Here is a 17,611-nt window from a genome sequence, read left to right on the forward strand (position 1 = left end):
GATTCACCTCTTCAACAGGAATTTCCGTACCTTGCCGACGGAGGTCCGGGGTAGCGCGTCCACCACCTCGAACCGCACCGGCCGCTTGGACTTGGCGAGCCGCTCGGCGCACCAGCCATCGAGATCATCGAGACGGGCGCCGCCCCGGGGCACCACATACGCGACCGGCACCTCATCCCTGATCGGGTCGGGCTCCCCCACGACCGCCGCCTCGAACACGCCGGGATGCCCGGCGAGCACGGCCTCGATCTCGACGACCGAGACGTTCTCCCCGGCGACCTTCAGTACGTCGCCGCCGCGCCCGGCGAAGTACACGTTGCCGTCGGCGTCGACTCCGCCGCGATCGCCGGTGACGAACCATCCGTCGCGGAAGCAGGCGGCCGTCGTCTCGGGATCGTCCAGGTAACCGGCGAACAGCGTCGTTCCGGGTTCACCTCCGACGAGGATCTCACCGACCTCTCCGGGCGTCACGGGGAGGCCGGTCGTCTCAGAGACGACGGTGACGGCGCAGCCGAGCGTGGGCCGGCCCATGGCGTGCGGCACGGGGGCGACGGCCCGGTTGGTGAGCACGGCGGGGATCGTCTCGGTCATGCCGTACAGCTGGCGCGGACGACAGCCGAGCAGGGCGGAGATCTGGTCGTACTGGTCGTCGGTGAGGTTCTGGGCGTACCAGCAGTTGACCAGTCCGAGTCCCTCGAGAGGGCTGCCGCCCCTGGCCAGGATCATCCGGATCGGTGCCGCGAACAGGCTGGCATGGGTCGCCTTGTGCCGCGCCGCCTGGGCCAGGAAACCACTGGCCGAGAAGGTGTGCATCAGTGCCACGCTCGCGCCCACCGCGATGGCCGGCGCGAACGAGTAGTACTGCGCGTTGGCGTGGAACATCGGCAGCACGACGAGCTGGCGGTCATCCGGCCGGAGGGCGGAGGCGGCGGCCATGACGTCTCCGGCGAAGGCGTAGTTGGCCTGTGTGACGACCACGCACTTGGGGGCCGAGGTCGTGCCCGAGGTGAACATCAGGCCGAGCGGCGCCCGCGGGGACGGCGGCTCCCGCCATATCGGCGGATCAGCGGAGAGCGTGTCGAGCGTCACGTCCGCCTCGGACACCTCCACGACCGGGACCCCGCCCGGGGAGGCCGCCTCCCGGAAGGCCCCCGCGCGCTCCGGCGCGCAGACGCCCAGGACGGCGGCCGTGCGCCGCATGTGGGCGGCGAGTTCGGGCGCCGTCGAGGACGGATCGGAGGGAACCATGGCCGCGCCGAGCTTGGCGCAGGCCAGCCAGATCGCGACGAACGCCGGGGAGTTGCGCAGCGCGAGGCTCAGGCGGGAGCCGTACGACACCCCGCGGGCCCGGAGCCCGCCCGCCACCCGGTCGACCAGGGCGTCGAACTCCGCGTACGTCCACCGGGTCACGGACCCGTCCGGGCCCTCCCAAATCAGGAAGGGGTGCTCCGGACGGGCCGCGACCGCCTCCCGCCAGCGGGCGGCGAACGTGGCGGTCACACGTCGTCCTTCGTCGGCCGCGTGACCGAGGTGCCGTGCTTTCCGATGGCCTCGCTCCGTTCGGTCATACCGCCGCGCCCTCCTCGGCCACGCCGTATCCGCCGCCGCCCGGCAGCTCGAGGCGGACCACGTCGCCCGGCTGCAGCGTGATGCGGGCCTGCGTGCGGATCGGCTCGCCGTTGACCAGGAACCGTCCGGTGGCGCCGGGCCCGCCGCCGAAGACGCCGAGCGGGCCGCGGGCCAGGCGGCTGGTCACCGCGTTGAGCGTCCAGGGTGCCTTGGTGTCGACGGTGAACTCGATGGTCTGGCCCAGCCCGCCCGAGTGCCGGCCCCGGCCGCCGGAGTCGCGGCGCAGTTCCTTGCGGAGGAACCGGATCGGGGCCGACCCTTCGACGACTTCGATGGGCACCGCGGCGACCCCCGTGGGGTAGGAGGTCGCCGACAGGCCCGGCTTGGCCGCACGCGCCCCGACGCCGCCGGCGTACGTGAACATCGCGGTGATGAACGGCCGGCCGTCGTCGTGCTGCCCGCTGACCTGCATCGTCCACACCGCCGCCGAGCCCTCCGCCATCACCGCGTCGGGCAGCACCTTCGACATGGCCTGAAGCAGCGGCATCGGCAGGAACATGCCGACGACGTGCCGTGCCGTACACGGACTGGGCGGCACGGCGTTCACGATGCTGCCCTCCGGCGCCTCCACGCGGATCGGGGCGAGCGAGCCCGCGTTGTTGGGGATCTCCGGGTTGAGCAGGCTGCGCAGCGTGAACGTGGTGTAGGCGTGGGTGTAGTTCTTCACCACGTTGATGCCGTACGGACTGGCGCCCGACGAGCCGGCGTAATCCACGAGGATCTCGCCGAGGTCGGTGTCGATCGTCACCGCGACCTGGATCGTGATCTCCGAGCCGTCGGCCAGGTCGAGCACAGAGGTCGCCTCGTAACGGCCGCCGGGCAGGGCTCTGATGGCCCGCCGGGTGGCGTCCTCGGAGCGCTCGATGACGACGTCGGCGAGGTCCTCGATGTCGTCGAGGTCGTAGCCGTCGAGTAGCGCGTGCAGCCGCTGGGCGCCGACCTCCCCCGAGGCCATCTGCGCGTGCAGGTCGCCCGCCATATGCGTGGGCTGGCGCACGTTGGCCAGGATGAAGTCCCACACCGGGGTGTTGCGCTCGCCCTTCGCCATCAGTTTGGTGATCGGGATCCAGAGGCCCTCCTCGAAGACGTCCCTGGCGCCCGCGCCGATGCCGTAGCCGCCGACGTCGGTGTGGTGGATCGTCGAGCCGAAGAACGCGATTACACGGCCGTGGCGGAAGACCGGGACCAGCACGGTCACGTCGAGCAACTGCCCGGCGGTCTTGTACGGGTCGTTGGTGATCAGCACGTCGCCTGGTTCGAGCGAGTCCACCGGGTGCCTGTCGAGAATGTTGCGCGTGGCGATGGCCAGGGAGTTGATGTGGCCGGGTGTGCCGGTCACGGCCTGGGCGACCATCCGGCCGCGCCGGTCGAACAGCGCGTTGGCCAGGTCGCCGGCCTCACGCACGATCGGGCTGAACGCCGCCCGCTGCAGTGCTCTGGCCTGCTCGTTCACGGTCGAGATGAGCGAGCCCCAGAGCACTTCGAGCTCGATCGCGTCAAAGGTCCTGGCCATTCAGACCTCCCGGGTGGCGATGATGGAGCCGTCGGCGGACACCTCGCAGGTCCAGCCGTCGGGCACGACGGAGGTGGTCTCGCGCTCCTCGATGAGCGCGGGGCCGCTGAAACGGTGGCCGGCCCCGAGAGAGGTCCGGCGGTAGACGGGGACCTCACGGGATCGTTCGCCGCGGCGGAAGCGGGCCCTGCGGGTGCCGTACGGCGTCGCCGTGCCCGCGCCGGGCGGCAGCGCGGACACCTCGAACGGCGGCGCGTCCGACCAGGCGGCGACGCGCCAGGTCACGACCTCCACCGCCACGTCCGGGATGCGCAGCCCGTACACCCGCTCGTAGGCCTGGTGGAAGTGCTCGGCGGTCTCCTCCGGTGTCACCGGCCACGCGTCGCCCTCGCCGACCCAGACCGTGATCTCGTTGCCCTGGCCGGCGTAGCGGGCGTCGAGTCCGTAGCGGAACTGCACGTTCTCGACGTCGGCCCCCGCGGCGGCGAGGACGCGGCGGCCCTCCTCGCGCATCTCGTCGAGCAGTGCGTCACGGTCTTTTTCCACGGCGGAGTTCAGCACCCGGACCATGCTGCGGGCCAGGTCGATGCGGACCGGGCTGACGAGCGTGCCGAACGCCGACAGCACGCTCGCGTTCACCGGGAAGATCACCCGGGGAGCCTCCAGCAGGGCGGCGACGCCGCAGGCGTGCACCGGACCGGCGCCGCCGAACGCGATCAGCGAGACGCCGCGCAGGTCGATGCCGCGCTCGACGGCGTGCATGCGCGCCGCGGCGGCCATGTTCTGGTTGATGACCTCGTAGACGCCCACCGTGGCCTCGTCGACGCCGGTCTCCAGGCCGTCGGCGAGCGGCTGGAACGCCCGGCGCGCCTGCTCCAGGTCGAGTGGCATCTCGCCGCCGAGGAAGTAGGCCGGGTCGAGCAGTCCCATGACCAGATCGGCGTCGGTGGTGGCGGGGATCGTGCCGCCCCGGGCGTAGCTGACCGGGCCCGGGTCCGCGCCGGCCGAGTCGGGGCCGACCTTGAGCAGGCCGAGGTCGTCGATGCGGGCCAGGCTGCCGCCGCCCGCACCGATCTCCACCAGGTCCACCGACGGCACCGAGCAGGGATAGCCCGAGCCCTTCTTGAACCGGTAGACGCGGGCGACCTCGAATTCGTTGGTCAGCTCGGGCCGGTAGTCCTCGATCAGGCAGGATTTGGCCGTGGTGCCGCCCAGGTCGAAGCAGAACAGCCGGTCCTCGCCGAGTCGCCGGGCATACCAGACCCCGGCCAGCGCGCCCGCCGCCGGGCCCGACTCCACCAGCCGGATCGGCACTTTGCGCGCGTCGGCCGCGGAGATCACGCCGCCGTTGGAGAGCATCATCAGCACCGAGGCGCCGAACCCGCTGTCGCGCAGCCAGCGCTCCAGTTCCTCCAGGTAGGGGCCGATCACGGGCATGGTCGCCGCGTTGCAGGCCGTGGTGATCATCCGGGGGTACTCGCGGATCTGCGGGCTCACCTCATAGGAGGCGCAGACCGGTACGCCGAGCCGTTTGGCCAGGCCCTCGGCCACCAGCCGCTCGTTGTCGGCATTGGCGTAGGAGTTGAGCAGACAGACCGCGACGGCCTCGACGCCGCTCATCCGCCGCGCCAGCTCGTCGAGTTCGGCCTCGCCCGGCGCGAGTCGTACCTCCCCGGTGGCGGTCGTGCGCTCGTCGATCTCGAAGACCAGCTCGCGCGGGATGGGCGGGGCGGGGAACTCGATCTGCAGGTCGTACATGTCGTAGCGGTGCTCGGTGCGGATCTCCAGCGTGTCGCCGAAGCCCGTGGTGGTGACGAGCGCCGCGCGGCCGGTCTTGCCCTCGATGAGCGCGTTGGTGATCAGTGTGGTCGCGTGGACGATGGGCCGGGTGATGTCGCGCGGCTCGATTCCGGCCTTGGCGAGCGCCGAGGTCACGCCGTCGCGCACGCCGCCGAGCGGGGCCGAGGGCGTGGTCAGGGTCTTCTCCACGACCACCCGGCCAGAATCGGCGTCCAGCAGGACGATGTCGGTGAAGGTGCCGCCGATGTCGACGGCGAGTCTCCAGTCAGTCACTCCTTGCGTTCCCCTCGTTGATGGTCCAGGTGTCGGGACCGGTGAGCAGGGCGATGAGGTCACCCTCGCCGTGGGTCTGTACGGCCCGGCCGAGCTGCTCGGCCATGAGCTCGTCGTAGGAAGGCCGATCGACGTCGCGGAAGACGCCGATCGGGGTGGGGTCGCTCATGCGGGACAGCGCGAACGCCTCGGCGAGGTCGTCGGTGGGCTCGATGTGCCGGAACAGGCCGTTCGGCTTGAGCGCGTCGAAGGCGCCGTCGTTGAAGATGGGGCAGTTCTGGTAGATCTCCACCAGCGAGGTGCCGCGATGCGCGGCGGCCTGGCGCAGCACGCTCTGCAGATGCCTGCGGTCGGAGTCGATCGTGCGGGCGGCGAAGGTGGCCTCGGCGCCGAGGGCGAGGGAGATCGGGTTGAGGGGCCGGTCGAGCGACCCCATCGGCGTCGATTTCGTGATTTTCCCGATTTCTGAGGTCGGTGAGTACTGGCCCTTGGTCAGCCCGTAGATCCGGTTGTTGAACAGCAGGATGTTGAGGTTGACGTTGCGGCGCAGCGCGTGGATCAGGTGGTTGCCGCCGATCGACAGCGCGTCACCGTCACCGGTGATCACCCACACGGAGAGGTCAGGCCTGGAGGCGGCCAGCCCGGTGGCGATCGCCGGGGCCCGGCCGTGGATGGAGTGGAAGCCGTAGGTGTTCAGGTAGTACGGGAACCGCGAGGAGCACCCGATGCCCGAGACGAACACGATGCGCTCCCGGGGGACGCCCAGCTCGGGCAGGAAGCCCTGCACCGCGGCGAGGATCGCGTAGTCCCCGCAGCCGGGGCACCACCGCACCTCCTGGTCGGATTTGAAGTCCTTCGCCGTGAGGGTCACGACGCGAACACCTCCTCGATGACCCCGGCCAGTTCCTCGGCCTTGAACGGCAGGCCGCGCACGCGGCCGTAGGAGATCGTGTCCACCAGGTACCGGCCTCTGAGCAGCAGTGCGAGCTGGCCGAGGTTGAGCTCGGGGACCAGCACCCGGTCGTAGGCCCGCAGCACCTCGCCGGTGTTGGCGGGAAAGGGGTTGAGGTGCCGCAGGTGAGCCTGCGCGACCCTCCCCCCGGCTTTCCTGACCCGCCGGACGGCCGCCGCGATCGGGCCGTAGGTCGAGCCCCAGCCCAGCACGAGCACCCGGGCGTCGCCGGTCGGGTCGTCCACGCCGAGGTCGGGCACGTCGATGCCGTCGATCTTGGCCTGGCGGAGCCGTACCATCCGGTGGTGGTTGTCGGGGTCGTAGGAGATGACCCCGGTTCCGTCGGCCTTCTCGATGCCGCCGATCCGGTGCTCGAGGCCGGGGGTTCCGGGGATCGCCCAGGGCCGGGCCAGGGTGCCGGGGTCGCGGGAGAACGGCAGGAAGTCATCGTCCTGCGGCGCCGCGAACTCGACGGAGATATCCGGCAGGTCGTCGATTCGGGGGATGCGCCAGGGCTCGGAGCCGTTGGCCAGGTAGCCGTCCGACAGCAGCATCACCGGCGTGCGGTACTTCAACGCGATCCTGGCCGCCTCCAGCGCCGCATCGAAGCAGTCGCCGGGCGATTTCGCGGCGACCACAGGGACCGGCGACTCGCCGTTCCGGCCGAACAGGGCCATCAGCAGGTCGGCCTGCTCGGTCTTGGTCGGCATGCCGGTCGAGGGCCCGGCCCGCTGCACGTCCACGACGACGAGCGGCAGCTCCACGGCCACGCCCAGGCCGATCGTCTCGGATTTCAGCGCCACGCCCGGCCCCGAGGTCACGGTGACCCCGAGGGCTCCGCCGTACGACGCTCCGAGGGCCGCACCGACCCCGGCGATCTCGTCCTCGGCCTGGAAGGTGCGCACGCCGAAGCTCTTGTGCCTGGACAGCTCGTGCAGGATGTCGGAGGCCGGGGTGATCGGGTAGGCGCCGAGGAAGAGCGGCAGCCCGCTCTGGCGTGACGCGGCGATCAGGCCGTAAGCCAGGGCGAGATTCCCGGAAATGTTGCGATAACGGCCTGCGGGCAGTGGTGCCGGCCTGACCTGGTAGGAGACCGCGAAGTCCTCGGTCGTCTCCCCGAAGTTCCAGCCCGTCCGGAACGCCGTGATGTTGGCGTCCCGCACGCCGGGCCGGTCCGCGAACCTTCGCTCCAGGAACTCGACCGTGGCGGCGACCGGCCGGCCGAAGAGCCAGGACAGCAGGCCCAGCGCGAACATGTTCTTCGCTCGGGCGGCGTCCTTCCGGGACAGCCCATAGGGCCGCACCGCCTCCACCGTCAACGAGGTCAGATCGATCGCGTGCACGGCGTAGCCGTCCAGCGACCCGTCCCCCAGCGGATTCGCCGCGTATCCGGCCTTGGCCAGATTCCGCGGGGTGAATTCGAACGTGTCGACGATGATCCGGCCGCCGCGGGCCAGGTCGGCGAGATTGGCCCTGAGCGCGGCCGGGTTCATCGCCACCAGCACGTCGGGCGCGTCGCCCGGAGTGAGGATGTCGTGGTCGGCGAAGTGGAGCTGGAAGCTGGAGACGCCGGGGAGGGTCCCGGCGGGGGCGCGGATCTCCGCCGGGAAGTCGGGGAACGTCGCCAGGTCGTTGCCGAAGCGTGCGGTCTCGGAGGCGAACCGGCCGCCGGTGAGCTGCATTCCGTCCCCGGAGTCGCCCGCGAACCGGACGATCACCCGGTCGAGCTGCTGGACCTGTTTCATCGCCGTCAGGCCCTGATCGCGACGAAGACGCTGCGGCCGTCGGCGCCGTACAGGCGGCGCACGCGGCGGAGCCTGCCCGCGCCGATGGCGGAGGTGGTCGGCAAGGCTGGGTTTCCTTTCTCCGGAGGGGGTTCGCGCGCCCGGGAGGATCGGCGCGTGCGGGAGGTCCGGCGCGCGAACGTCCACGATCAGGCCCTCGATCTCGCACCGGAGACCAGGTCACAGCCGGGCGGTGCGATGTGCGTCCAGCGCGCCTCGGTGAGGTTCTCGCTGAGCGGGTCGTTCCTCGTTCAGTCCTTGTCCACGGGGCCGTCGAACTCGTCGGGGTCCAGCGGGGTCGCGACGTCCCGCCGGATCATCCGCATCATGTGATGCGCCCGTCCCTCCCAGGCGCTGGGCGGGCCCACTCGGTAGAAGGGCGAGCGCAGGTTCTCCATCAGCTGGGTCACCATGTCGGTGTCCTCCTTGTTGGTCTGCGCGAGGTTGTCCAGCTCCCGGTTCTGCAGCTCGATGTCGTCGGTGAGCCCGTAGACCCGGGAGAACAGCCGCGAGCGGTCCGGCGCGAGCGGGTCGACCCTGACCATGATCAGCTGGGAGGCGTACGGCAGCGGCGTGAGGTTCGGGTAGATGAACTCCGCGTAGCTGCCGCGCAGGTCCTGCTCGCTCAGGTCCGTACGGCCGGCCGACATGTCGAAGCCGTCGGAATGGGGCTTGTACCCGCTGGTCGTCCGGCCCTCGAAGCGCACGACCGTGTCCATCTGCTTGCGCACCTTGTTCAGCCGCCGGTGCACGAACCGGACGTGGTAGTCGTCGTTGGAGTTCTCGACGAAAGCCTTCCAGTTGATCGGATGGGTGTCGTCGAGCTCCCGGTGGTACCGCCGGTAGGCGCCGATCTTGTACTGCTCGTAGCGGGGAAGCAGCGGCGCGATCCACTCGTCGAAGGACGGAGCCTTGCGTGACAGGCAGCCGAAGACCAACTTCCCGAAAGCGACCTTGATCCGGATCGGGACCAGGCCGTACTCCTCCTTCGGGAAGTCCGGGCCGTACATGCGATCCATGTCGGGGATGCTCAGCAGCCTGCCGTCGATCCCGTAGGTCCACGCGTGGTACGGGCACGCCAAGGCGTTGCAGTGCCCGGCCGGCTGGAAGGCCAGTCCGGCCGCGCGGTGCCGGCAGTTGTTGAGGAAGCCCTTGACCGAGCCGTCCTCCTGCCGGATCGCGACGACCGGCTGAGCGCCGATGCGGCCGGTGATGTAGTCACCGGGCTTCTCCAGGTCCTCGGTGTCGCCGAGCCAGACCCACGACCGTCCGAAGACGCGGATCATCTCGAGGTCGAAGAGGTCTCTGTCCCAGACCTCCCACGGTTGCAGCATGTCGCTCGGCAGCGGAGGGTCCACGAGTCCGCGGGACTCGCGCGCCCATTCGCTCTGTCGCCGTACGACCCGTTCATGCAGGGCGTGCTCTGCCGCCTGGTCTGCGAGCAAGGGGTGCCTCCTGTCCTGCTCAATCAGCTCTGGTGCCGATGTCCGAACGGTATGTCCGGGCCGTCCGCGGCCTCCATGTGCCCGCAGCCCAAAGATCCGGGGCACGCACTGCCCCCGAACCACATCGGCGCCCGGTCCGGTCCGTGACAGGCTCGGTGCGGTCGACCGCGATCTCATGAGGGGCCGTCCCGCCGCAGAGAGCGCACGAGGTCAGCGCGGCGGTGATGCACGAATGCGCGTCGAATTCCTCAAGGTAACGGCGGCGGCCGAACCGACCCACGCGACGGCGACGACGCCGCCGAGCGGTGCCGGGTCAGCGTCGCAGCGGCCAGCGGGAGGGGACCGTGATTCCCGCAGCGGCGAGCGTGTCGGCGGCGATACGCCGGGCCCGCTTCCGCAATTCCGGCTCGTCGACGCGGGTCGAGCGGCCCCCGCTGAGCACCAGCTCACCGCCGACGACGACATCGCGGACGGTGCGCCCGTCGCCGCCCCACACCAGGGCGAGCACCGGATCGACCGCCGGCGGCCACCCGGACCCGCCGGCGTCGTGCACGACGAGGTCGGCGAGCTTGCCCGGCTCCAGCGAACCGACACGACCGCCCATGCCCGCCGCGATCGCGCCCGTGACGGTCGCCCACTCGAACGCGTCGTGCGCGCCGAAGGCCTGCGGATCGGTCCGGGTGTCCCGGACCAGGCCGGCGGCGAGGGCGGCCGCCTTCAGCATGTCGCAGTGATCGCCGGCGTTGGCGGAGTCCCCGCCCAGGCCGACCGGTATGCCCCGCGCGCTCATCTCGGCATGCCTGCCCGCGCCGGTCACCCCCTGGCCCAGGCGCAGGTACGCCCACGGACAGTAGGCGACCGACGTACCGGATCCGGCGAGGACGTCGAGTTCCTCGTCGTCGAGCCAGACGGCGTGGCCCAGCAGCAGATGTGGGCCCAGCACGCCGAGCCGGTCGAGATGGACGGCCGGGCGGCGGCCGACGCGACGCAGATAGGCGGCGGGATCGGCCGCGCTGGGCGATAGATGCATGGTCATACGCGCGCCGCTGTCGCGGGCGAGGTCGGCCGCGGCCGTGAGCAGGGCATCGGAAGCGAGGTCATGGCCCACGAGGGTCACCCACCCCTCCACCCGTCCCCCTGCGGGGAAACGCTCCAGCACGTCACGCTGGCGGGCCAGAACCTCTGGGACGTCCGCGGTGAACGGGACGCCCGGCACGTCCCAGCCCCAGGTACCGACGGATCCGCGGATACCCGCGGCGTGCATGCCCGCCGCCGCGCGGGCGGGGTGGGCTACGGTGCCGGCCTCGATCACGGTGGTGACCCCGTTGCGCAGGCAGTCCAGAGCCCCCACGGTGGCCGCGACCTCGTCGTGCTCGGGGGTGTGCGCGGCATGCAGCGGCAGGGACCAGTCCCGGATCGACGCGCCGGGGGGAAGCCGGTCGGGGATGCGGCTTCGCAACAGCGGGTCCCCGGTCAGGTGCTGATGGACGTTGATCAGGCCGGGCGTGACGATGGAGTCGGGGCGTTCGAGCACCGGCGCGTGCGGCCACCGTGCCCGCAGGTCACGTGCCGGGCCGACGGCGATGATCAGGTCTTTCCGTACGGCGACGCCGCCGTCGAGGAAGATCTCCCGCTCGGCGTTCATCGTGACCACGGCGGAGCCGCACACGATCAGGTCCGCCCAGGTCATCGGGCCTCACGCAGCTGGCGCCGGAAGTCCTCCCCGTCCCAGTAGTCGACGCGGTGCGCGACGAGACCGTCCCGCACGACGAAGCGGAACATCCCGCGGATCGATACGGGGACGTTCCCGCCCCGCGGGGTCCGGTAGGTGCACCGCATCCGGTAGGCGACGGCGGCCCGGTCCTCCTGCGCCAGCAGATCTTCGATCTCGTAGTGCAGCCCGGCGAAACGTGCCAGGAACTCGGGGAGCCGAGCGCGGTAGGCCTCCCGTCCGTGTAGCTCGGTCCCGAGCACCGCGGCCTTCTCGTTGTGGAAGTCCTCGGTCACCCACGCCGCGATCCGGTCGGGATCGCCGGTGTTGAGGGCGTCGAGAAAGCCTCGGACGACCCGGACCGCGCACGGCTCCGCCGCGTGGGTCACCCCAGGACCTGCTCGACCGAGAACTCGATGTTGTTGCCATCGGGGTCGCGGACGAAGCAGATGTAGCCGACGACCTCGTTGCGGTACAGCGGGCCGAGCAGCAGGATGCCGTCCTCACGTGCCATGTCGGCGATGCGGTCGACGTCGTCGCGGGAGTCGACGGAGATTCCGAGGTGGCTGATGGAGGTGAGGAAGGTGTACTGCTCCTCCATCTCCTCGCCGACGATCTGCCGGGGAAGGGATCCCTCGATGAGCACGATGACGAACCGGGCGGCCTCCTCGGTGAGGTCGCGCTCGTTGGCGATCCAGGCGGTGCGCAGCTTCGTCTGCTCGTCCACCCGCTGGTGGATGACCTTCATGCTCGTGTACTTGGCGTAGAACTCCAGTTGCGCGTCCAGGTCGCGGACGGGCAGGGCGATGTGGGTGAGGACGGAGTTTCGGGTGGTCATCTCGGATCCTTTCTGAGGAGTCGGCTCGAGCCTGGGAATCAGTGGCGGAGGATCAGCTTGCCGCGCAGCGCGCCGTCCTCCATGAGCTGATGGGCACGGGGTGCATCGGTGATCGACATCTGCCGGTCGACGATCGAGCGCAGGCCGGCCGACCAGCAGAAGCGCAGCATGGCCGCGAAGTCGGCCGACCCGTAGCTCTCCGAACCCAGCAGCCGGATCCCGCGCCGGTAGGCCGGGGCCAGCCGCAGTTCGGTGCTGTTGCCGGTGGTGGTCCCGCAGAACACCAGCCGGCCCCGCGGTCGCAGGGCCTGGATCGACTCGTCGAACAGCGCCGGGCCGAGATGGTCGAGCACCATGTCGGCGCCCACGCCGCCGGTCAGGTCCCGCACGGCCGCGACGAGGTCCTGGTCTCCGGTGTCGATCGTGGCGTGTGCCCCGAAGCGCAGGCCGTGCTCCAGTTCGTCCTCCGAGCGGCCGGTGACGATCACCCGAGCGCCGGCCCGGGTGGCGAGCTGGATCGCCGCGGTGGTCACGCCGCTGGCGGCGGCATGCACGAGCAAGGTCTCGCCGACGGTGAGTCCGCCGGTCGTGAACAGCGCGTACCAGGCCAGCGAGTAGACGGTCGGCATGGCGGCGGCCTCGGCGAGGTCGACGTGGCCGGGAACGGGATGGGCGTGCGTGGCGGGCACCGCGCACAGCGCGCCGTACCCGCCCGGCCTGTTGCCGCCGACGACGGCCTTGGCCTCGCACAGGCCGTCGTCCCCGCGGCGGCAGAACCGGCAGTGTCCGCACGGGATCGCCGGGTTGACCACGATCCGCTGCCCGATCCGGGCCCGATCGACGCCCGGTCCGACATCGACGACGACCCCGGCGACGTCCATGCCCGGGATGTGCGGCAGCGCGAACCCCGCCATGGCGGTGGCGCCCTGGCGTTGCAGGACGTCGAGCCTGTTCAGGGCCACCGCGTCGACCTGGACGAGGACCTCCCCCGCTTCGGGGACGGGATCGGCGATGTCGGAGTGCTCCAGGACCTCGACCCCGCCGAGTGCCTTCTGGACGACGGCCTTCATGATGTTCCTCCAGAAGAGTGATCAGGGCAGACCGCGGGCGAACGGCTTGCCGAGTGCGGACGGGCTGCGGTTGCTCCTGGCGAACAGGACCATCGCGAGCAGCGCGAGGATGTACGGCGAGGCGACCAGCAACTGCGGGTTGAGCTGCACACCGAGCGCGGGCAGCGCGAGCCGCATCGCGTCGGCCGCTCCGAAGACCAGGCAACCCGCCATCGCGCCGCGCAGCGTCCACGCGCCGAAGATGACCGCGGCGATGACGACGTAGCCGCGGCCCGAGGTCATGTTCTGGTTGAACATCCCGACTTCACCGACCGCGAGGTAGGCGCCACCGAGCCCGGAGAGCAGACCGCAGAGCAGCAGTCCCTCCCGACGCCGCCGGTTGACGTCGATCCCGCTGGCGTCGACCGCGGAGGGGTTCTCCCCGGAGGCGCGCATCTGCAGGCCCCACCGCGTGCGGTACATCGCGTACCAGATGGCCGGGAGCAGCGGCCACAGCAGGTAGGCGGGCCACCGCTGGGCGAACAGCGCCGGGCCGATCACCGGGAGGTCGGACAGCAGGGGAACGGCGAACACCGCCACCTGGGAAGGCCTCAGGACGACGAGGTCGAGCAGGAAGCTGGTCAGGCCGAGCACGAGAAGGTTCAGCGTCAGACCGACGACGTAGGTGTTGACCGTGAGGCGGTGGCTGAAGTTGGCGTGCACGAAGCCGACCAGGAGCCCGGCGAGCACACCGCAGATCAGCCCGGTGGCCGCAGAACCGGTGATCGAGGCGCCGAAGACGGCCGAGAACGCGCCGCCGAGCATCATCGCCTCGATCGAGATGTTGATCGTCCCGGAGCGCTCGGCGATGTACTCGCCGCAGGCGGCGAACGCCAGCGGGAGCGCCAGCCGGACGGAGCTGGCCAGGACGAGCGTGAGCGCCTCGATCATGCCGCCGCCCCTTTCCCGCTCTGGGCCAGCGCACGCGCGGCTGCCCTGGCCTGCCAGGTCCGGCGCAGGATCCGGAACGCCGGGGGGAAGGCGACCGCCAGGACGAGGACGGCCGTCACCACATCGACGAGGTAGCGCGGTACGCCGGTGGAGGCGAGGAAGCCGCCGCCGGCGCGGAGGACGCCGAAGAAGAGCGCCACCGGTATGGCGAAGACGGGATTCTCCTTGGCGACGAGCGCGACGAGCAGGCCGTCCCAGCCGCTGTTCTCGGAGATGCCCGGCTGCAGCCGGTGGTTGCCGCCGACGAGCATCACCGCCCCGCCGAGCCCGGCGAAGGCGCCGGACCACAGCAGCGCCGTACCCCCCAGGACGGCCGCGTTGATGCCCGCCCGGCGGGCGGCCAGCTTGTTCATCCCGAGCATCGTCATCTTGAAGCCCCACACGCTGTGCCGCAGCAGCACGGCGACGATCACGGCGAGGGCCAGCGCGATGAGCACACCGCTGGTGAAGTTCAGCCCGGGATACTCCCCGATATGGGGCAGCCAGACCTCTGTGCGCAGCAGTTCGGACTGCGGGGGCATCACATCGCCCTCGGGACCGGCTTCCTGCAGCAGCCAGGGCTGGGTGACGGCGAAGAACAACACCTGAACGGCGATGAACACCAGCAGCAGGGTGCCGATGACGATGGGGACTCCGGTCTTGTAGAACAGCACCGCCGCGATGCCCGCCCATGCCGCGCCGGCCAGCGCTCCCCCGAGCAGGGACAGCACCAGCACCAGCGGCCCCGGACCGGGCACGAAGATCGCTACGGCGCATGCGACGGTGGCGCCGACGGTGAGCTGTCCCTCCTGGCCGATGTTGAACAGCCCGGCGCGTGCGGCGATCACCGTGCCGGCCGCGACGATCAGCAGCGGTGCGGCCTTGTCCAGGGCGAGGCCGACGGAGGCGGGGGTGCTGAGGCTGCCCTCGTAGAGGGCGACGACCGCGGTCCAGGGTGAGGTCCCGGTCATCATCACCAGCAGGGCGGAGATGCCCAGCGCGACGGAGATCGAGATGAGGTACGTGAGCAGGGTCGGATAACCGCTGAGCCATGAGCGGATGCGGGAGGAGGCGCGACCTCGGGGGGCGGCGATCCGTTCCTCCGCCAGGACGGTGGTGTCGCTCACGCTTGCTGCCCTCCCATGAGCATGCCGAGGCGTTCGATGTCGACGTCCATGCGTGGCATCTCCCCGACCACGGCGCCGCGGTGGATGACCGCTATCCGATGCGAGAGGGTGAGGATCTCCTCCAGCTCGGTGGAGATCAGCAGCACCCCGATGCCCGCCCGGGACGCCTCGTGCAGTTGTTCGGTCATGTATTCGATCGCGCCGACGTCCAGCCCGCGGGTCGGGTAGGCGGCGACGAGGATCTTCGGCTGCTGGGACAGCTCCCTGGCCAGGACGACCTTCTGCTGGTTGCCGCCGGAGAGGTCGCGCATCGGCGTATCGGGAGAGGGGGTGGCGATCTCGAAGCGCTCGATGAGCTCCTCCGCCCGCTCGCGCATCCGCCTCCTGCTGACGAACCCGCGGCGGCTGACCGACGGCACAGCGGACAGGACGAGGTTCTCGGCCACGGACATGTCCAGCACGCACCCGGACTGATGGCGGTCCTCGGGGATCACCCCGATTCCCGCGTGGTGCATCGCGCCGGGCCGTCCGGCCGGGACGGGGACTCCGTCGACCCTGACCTCGCCGGAGTCGAGCGGGAGAAGGCTTGAGAGCAGGTCGCCTATCGCGTGCTGGCCGTTGCCCTCGATTCCGGCGAGCCCGAGGATCTCTCCCGCGCGCAGTTCCAGCGTCAGCCCCTGCAGCAGCGGCCGGCCGTCCCTGCTCGCGACCGCGGAGTCGATCCGCATGCGGACCGCCGGCCGGTCCTCGACCGGCCGGACCGCGGTGAACATCGCCGGGTCCTTCGACAGGGCGGGGTCGACGAGAGCGTCCAGATTACCGAGAGCCGATGCGGCCACCCACTTGGACAGCTCACGGCCCACCATCTCGCGGGCGAGCTCGCGTTCGTCGACCTCGGAAGTACGCCGCTGCGCGACCACCCGGCCGGACCGCATGATCGTGACCCGGTCGGTGGCGTTGAGGATCTCGTCGAGCTTGTGACTGATCAGGATGACGGTGCGCTGCTCGTCCTGGGCGACCCTGCGCAGAACCGAGAACAACTCCCGCGAGTCGCTCAGCGTGAGAACGGAGGTCGGTTCGTCGAGGATGAGGATGCCGGGGTCACGCCGCAGGCACTTGATGATCTCGACGCGTTGACGCTGACCGGTCGAGAGATCCTCGACCCTGGCGAGCGGGTCGACGACCAGACCGTAACGCTCACCGATGGAGCGGACGAGTTCGCACGTCGCATCGGCATCGGGCCTGCCGGTGTCGCCGAGTGTGACGTTCTCCCACACCGTCAATTCGTTCACCAGGCTGAAGTGCTGATGGACCATCGCCAGCCCGAGCTCCGCGGCCGCGAACGGGTCGGGGATCTCGGTGGGCCGACCGTGCAGCAAGATCTGCCCTGCGTCTCGGCTGACCAGCCCGAGCAGGATCTTCACCAGCGTGCTCTTGCCCGCGCCGTTCTGACCGAGCAGCCCATGGATCTCGCCGGAGGCGACCGACAGATGGACGTCGTCGCAGGCGATCGTCGTGCCGTAGCGTTTGGTGATCCCCTGCAGTTCGACCGCCGGTGCGGCCTCCCCATGCACCGGGGACGCCCCGAGGAGTTCCGGACGCATGGCGGCGCTACCTCACGGGGGCGCCGGCCAGCGCCTGGACGTTGACCTTGCCCGCCGCGATATCGGTCATGAACTGGTCCACCTGAGGCTGCAGGCGCGTGTGCTCGCCGCACATCGCGATGGTCGGGACGTCGTCCACTCCGATTCGCCACATTCGGGCCTGACCCATCGTGAGGGCGTCCTTCTGGAACTCCTTGAAGGCGGCCGCGAGGTACGCCCCCGGGCTGAACACCACGGAGATGTCGAAGCCGGCGTCATCGGTGCACCGGTTGGTACCCGGGGTGAGCGTGTGGACCTGGGTGTCACGAGCGAGGGTGGCGACCGCGTCGGTCGCGCCACCGAGATAGGGGTAGATGACCTTGACGCCGAGGGCGACCTGCGCCTGGGCTGCTTCGCGTGCCTTGCCGGAGTCGTTGAGGTCGCCGGTGTAGGTCTCGACCAGCGTGGCCTCGGGGACGATGGCCCGCAGACCGGCGAGGAAGCCCGCGGCCGCCTGCTTGGAGAAGTCGATCTCGGGGCCGCTGATATAGCCCGCCTTCGTGGAGCCGCTCTCCTTGAGCAGCAGGCCCGCCGCCATGCCGCCGGCGAAGAGGATCTCCTTGACGTTCTGCTGTGACTGGGCGAAGTACTCGGTCTGCTCGACGCCGACCCCGCCGTTGATGTACCAGTGGACGCCCTTGCACACCGGCTCCGGCGCCGCGCTGAGTGCGTCCTTGAGCTCGCTGGCGCCGATGGCGATGAGGTCGACGGACTGGCGGCACAGGTTCTTGGCCTGGGTGATGCTGTCCGAAGGGTTGATCTTGTCCAGGATGACGACGGACCAGCCGTTCGCCTCGGCGAACGCCCTGGCCTCGTCGACGAAGCTCTGGTAGTAGCCGTTGTCCTTGGTGTCGCCG

14 protein-coding genes are annotated in these 17,611 nt (G+C 70.4%); all 14 read right to left on the minus strand.

Annotation, left to right across the window (positions count from 1 at the left end; genetic code table 11):
* Positions 1–3 precede the first annotated feature (3 nt).
* The gene (locus AP234_RS05875) at positions 4–1,500 is read right to left on the minus strand and encodes an AMP-binding protein (RefSeq protein ID WP_055478511.1); all 1,497 of its coding nucleotides are present in this window, start codon (positions 1,498–1,500) and stop codon (positions 4–6) included.
* A 64-nt stretch (positions 1,501–1,564) separates the two neighbouring features.
* Positions 1,565–3,142, minus strand: a complete 1,578-nt coding sequence (locus AP234_RS05880) for a hydantoinase B/oxoprolinase family protein (protein ID WP_055478512.1) — start codon at positions 3,140–3,142, stop codon at positions 1,565–1,567.
* Entirely contained in the window at positions 3,143–5,215 is a 2,073-nt protein-coding gene (locus AP234_RS05885) for a hydantoinase/oxoprolinase family protein (protein ID WP_055478513.1), read from the minus strand. It abuts the gene before it with no gap.
* The gene (locus AP234_RS05890; RefSeq protein ID WP_055478514.1) at positions 5,208–6,086 is read right to left on the minus strand and encodes a 2-oxoacid:ferredoxin oxidoreductase subunit beta; all 879 of its coding nucleotides are present in this window, start codon (positions 6,084–6,086) and stop codon (positions 5,208–5,210) included. Before AP234_RS05890 ends, AP234_RS05885 begins: the two co-directional genes overlap by 8 nt.
* On the minus strand, positions 6,083–7,912 hold the full coding sequence (locus tag AP234_RS05895; RefSeq protein ID WP_083501812.1) for a 2-oxoacid:acceptor oxidoreductase subunit alpha: 1,830 nt from the start codon (positions 7,910–7,912) through the stop codon (positions 6,083–6,085). The genes AP234_RS05890 and AP234_RS05895 overlap by 4 nt, the downstream gene beginning before the upstream one ends.
* 290 nt (positions 7,913–8,202) lie before the next feature.
* A complete protein-coding gene (locus AP234_RS05900) occupies positions 8,203–9,396 on the minus strand; it encodes an aromatic ring-hydroxylating oxygenase subunit alpha (protein WP_055478515.1) in 1,194 nt (397 codons plus the stop codon).
* Between the two features lie 313 nt (positions 9,397–9,709).
* Positions 9,710–11,086 carry an amidohydrolase family protein gene (locus tag AP234_RS05905; protein WP_055478516.1) on the minus strand — a complete coding sequence of 459 codons (1,377 nt, stop codon included), beginning with the start codon at positions 11,084–11,086 and terminating at the stop codon, positions 9,710–9,712.
* On the minus strand, positions 11,083–11,496 hold the full coding sequence (locus tag AP234_RS05910; protein ID WP_055478517.1) for a nuclear transport factor 2 family protein: 414 nt from the start codon (positions 11,494–11,496) through the stop codon (positions 11,083–11,085). Before AP234_RS05910 ends, AP234_RS05905 begins: the two co-directional genes overlap by 4 nt.
* Positions 11,493–11,945 carry a VOC family protein gene (locus tag AP234_RS05915; RefSeq protein ID WP_055478518.1) on the minus strand — a complete coding sequence of 151 codons (453 nt, stop codon included), beginning with the start codon at positions 11,943–11,945 and terminating at the stop codon, positions 11,493–11,495. The genes AP234_RS05910 and AP234_RS05915 overlap by 4 nt, the downstream gene beginning before the upstream one ends.
* A 38-nt stretch (positions 11,946–11,983) precedes the next feature.
* Positions 11,984–13,015, minus strand: a complete 1,032-nt coding sequence (locus tag AP234_RS05920) for a zinc-binding dehydrogenase (protein ID WP_055478519.1) — start codon at positions 13,013–13,015, stop codon at positions 11,984–11,986.
* Between the two features lie 21 nt (positions 13,016–13,036).
* Complete coding sequence (locus AP234_RS05925) at positions 13,037–13,945, minus strand: ABC transporter permease (RefSeq protein ID WP_055478520.1); 909 nt, start codon at positions 13,943–13,945, stop codon at positions 13,037–13,039.
* Entirely contained in the window at positions 13,942–15,111 is a 1,170-nt protein-coding gene (locus AP234_RS05930) for an ABC transporter permease (protein WP_063842793.1), read from the minus strand. Before AP234_RS05930 ends, AP234_RS05925 begins: the two co-directional genes overlap by 4 nt.
* Positions 15,108–16,715 (minus strand): ABC transporter ATP-binding protein, encoded by a 1,608-nt coding sequence (locus tag AP234_RS05935; protein ID WP_055478521.1) that lies wholly within the window; start codon positions 16,713–16,715, stop codon positions 15,108–15,110. The genes AP234_RS05930 and AP234_RS05935 overlap by 4 nt, the downstream gene beginning before the upstream one ends.
* A 7-nt stretch (positions 16,716–16,722) precedes the next feature.
* A partial coding sequence (locus AP234_RS05940; protein ID WP_055478522.1) for a BMP family ABC transporter substrate-binding protein occupies positions 16,723–17,611 on the minus strand: 889 nt, incomplete at its 5' end.

Source organism: Sphaerimonospora mesophila, from assembly GCF_001417795.1.
GTDB classification, from domain to species: Bacteria; Actinomycetota; Actinomycetes; order Streptosporangiales; family Streptosporangiaceae; genus Sphaerimonospora; species Sphaerimonospora mesophila.